The organism is Desulfomarina sp., assembly GCF_054039375.1.
On the sequence record NZ_JBPLBA010000236.1, the window covers coordinates 1 to 2,774 of the forward strand.

The 2,774-nt window shown below is 47.5% G+C and carries 2 protein-coding genes; both read left to right on the forward strand.

Features of this window, described 5'->3' with window-relative positions; all coding sequences use genetic code 11:
- The first annotated feature begins 261 nt into the window (after positions 1–261).
- Complete coding sequence (gene istA / locus ACXLDX_RS13250) at positions 262–1,713, forward strand: IS21 family transposase (protein ID WP_457577667.1); 1,452 nt, start codon at positions 262–264, stop codon at positions 1,711–1,713.
- Positions 1,710–2,459 carry an IS21-like element helper ATPase IstB gene (gene istB, locus ACXLDX_RS13255; protein ID WP_457577666.1) on the forward strand — a complete coding sequence of 250 codons (750 nt, stop codon included), beginning with the start codon at positions 1,710–1,712 and terminating at the stop codon, positions 2,457–2,459. The genes istA and istB overlap by 4 nt, the downstream gene beginning before the upstream one ends.
- Positions 2,460–2,774: the final 315 nt, after the last annotated feature.

Here is a 2,774-nt window from a genome sequence, read left to right on the forward strand (position 1 = left end):
ATAGAAGTGGAAAACCTGCCGGGATTTTATTGTCCGTACAGGCGGGAAAATTTCGGATAGAAGTGGGCGAGAATTTCAATGAGACTATTCTGAAAAAACTTATAGTTGCTCTGGAGCAGCTCTAATGTGATCAGCGACAATTATAATTCCCGCCTGACGACAATTATTTTTCCCGGATAATTGTCAAAAGATTATTTCTGTTCTCTTGAAGGAGGAACAGAAATGATCACAGATTTTCAGGTGAAGAAATTGAAAAAGTTTTTGAGTCAAGGCAAAACGCTGGAGGTATCCGCGTCCAGATCCGGGATGGATGAGAAGACAGCCAGGAAATACAGGAAGCTTGATCAATTACCCAGTGAGATAAGGGCAGGCCGTCATCGACATTGGCGTACACGTAATGATCCATTTAAAGAGGTGTTGGAGGAGGTAAAGCCATTTTTTGAGCTCAATGACGGACTGGAGGCCAAGACCCTGTTTGAGTATTTACAGCGAAAATACCCGGGCCGATTCAGTGATGGCCAATTGCGAACCTTTCAGCGACGTGTCAAGTACTGGCGGGCTGTTGAAGGGTCGGGCCGGGAGGTATATTTTCCGCAAAAACACCATCCGGGCAAGCTGAGCCAGTCAGACTTTACCCATATGACGGATCTGGGTGTAACCATTACCGGAATCCCGTTTGAGCATCTGGTCTATCATTTTGTTCTGACCTGGTCCAACTGGGAAAGTTGCAAAATATGTATTTCGGAGAGTTTTGAGAGTCTCAGCGAAGGGTTGCAGCACAGCCTGTGGCAACTTGGAGGTGTTCCCCATGAACACCAGACAGACAGGCTGTCGGCCGCAGTTAATAAGCCGGCTAATCCCGAGGAATTCACCCGCAGGTACCAGGGGCTTCTGGATCACTATAAACTTATCGGCCGGCGAACAAATCCTGCCAGTCCCAATGAGAACGGAGATATCGAGCAACGTCATTATCGCTTCAAAAAAGCAGTGGACCAGGCCTTGATGCTGCGAGGCAGCCGTGATTTTAACAGTCAACGGGAATATGAAAATTTTCTGGATGATTTGTTAACCCAACTCAACAAGGGACGTCAGGCACGGTTTGCAGAGGAACGGAAACTGCTGAAGCCTTTACCGGGGAAAAAGCTGGAGGCCTGCAGTCGTTTTGATGTCCGGGTAGGGCCTGGCAGCACGATCAGGATCAAGCATAATGTCTATTCCGTTCACAGCCGACTGATCAAAGAGCGGGTTACAGTGCGCCTGTACGCAGATCATCTGCAGGTATGGTATGGTCAAAAATGTGTGGAGACGATCCCGCGTTTACACGGCAGCAGAAAACATTGTATCCAGTATCGCCATATAATCGACTGGCTGATCCGTAAGCCCGGAGCCTTTGAGAATTATCGGTACCGGAGTGATCTCTTTCCGACTAGCAGGTTTCGGATGGCATACGACGAACTGTCTGGCCGCCATGCCCCGGTAAAAGCAGCCAGGGAATATTTACGAATACTGGAGTTGGCAGCCCGCGCAAATGAAGCAGGAGTAGACAACAGTCTGCGATACTTGATTGAGCATGGGCGGCAGATCAGCGCTGATGTTGTAGAAACGACATTTTGTTCCGGGAAAGAGCCTGAACAAGTGACAGATGTGGCAATACAAAAAGTTTGTCTGGATGGTTACGACCAGCTGCTTGGCAATATGGAGGCTGTGGTATGAATCAGACCAAACTTGATGGCAGCCTGAAGAAGCTGTACCTGTCCACGATCAGGGCCTGTTACCGTGAAGAAGCAGATATTGCCCGGCAGGAATCACTGAGCTATGAACACTATTTGCAGGAACTGATTATCCGTGAATGCGAGGAACGACGCAGGAAACGCATCGACAGATACTTGCGGGAATCCAGGTTGCCCCTGGAAAAAAACATGGCATCTTTTGAGCGCTCACGGCTTCCAGCCAGGATCAACGCGGTTGTGAACACATTACTGGATGGTTCCTTTCTTTCGCGATGTGAAAATGTCCTCGCCTTTGGGAATCCCGGCAGCGGAAAAACTCATCTGCTCTGCGCTATTGCTCAGGAATTGATCAGGCAGGATAAACGTATCTTTTTTACTTCCTGCAGCATGCTTGTTCAGGAGATGCTCGTTGCTAAACGGGAGCTGGAATTACCCAAAATACTAAAGAAATTGTCCAGATATGACGCTTTGCTGATTGATGATATCGGCTATGTCCAGCAGAGTCGCGAAGAGATGGAAGTACTCTTTACCTTACTTGCCCATTGCTACGAACGCTCCAGTTTGATGATCACAAGCAACCTGCCGTTTTCACAATGGGAGAAAATATTTAAAGATCCAATGACCACTGCCGCGGCCATAGATAGGTTGGTTCATCACAGTGTCATTCTTGAAGTAAATGTTGAAAGTTATCGACTTGAAAGAGCAAAGAAACGAAAAGAAAACGGGTAACCTCCCGTTCCGGTCGGTTACGGAAGGGGGCCAGCCCCCATACCCCCGAGGTTTACCGCATTATGGCCAAATGAATGGAGAAAAAAACCCGATTATTTTCATAACCGGGTCTCCATTCACTCGGCACCAATCACGGCGCTCGGGTCGCTCCTCAGCGTTGCCCTATCCTCCAGATTGGTGTTTTCAGAATATTGATGCTGAGATAAGAAAGCAAGATGAAAATAAAAAATATGCAGTATAAGTTCTTTTAAATTTAGGGGTTGAGCCGGGAATTATAATTGTCGCTGACCGGGAAAAATAATTGTCGTTGATCAA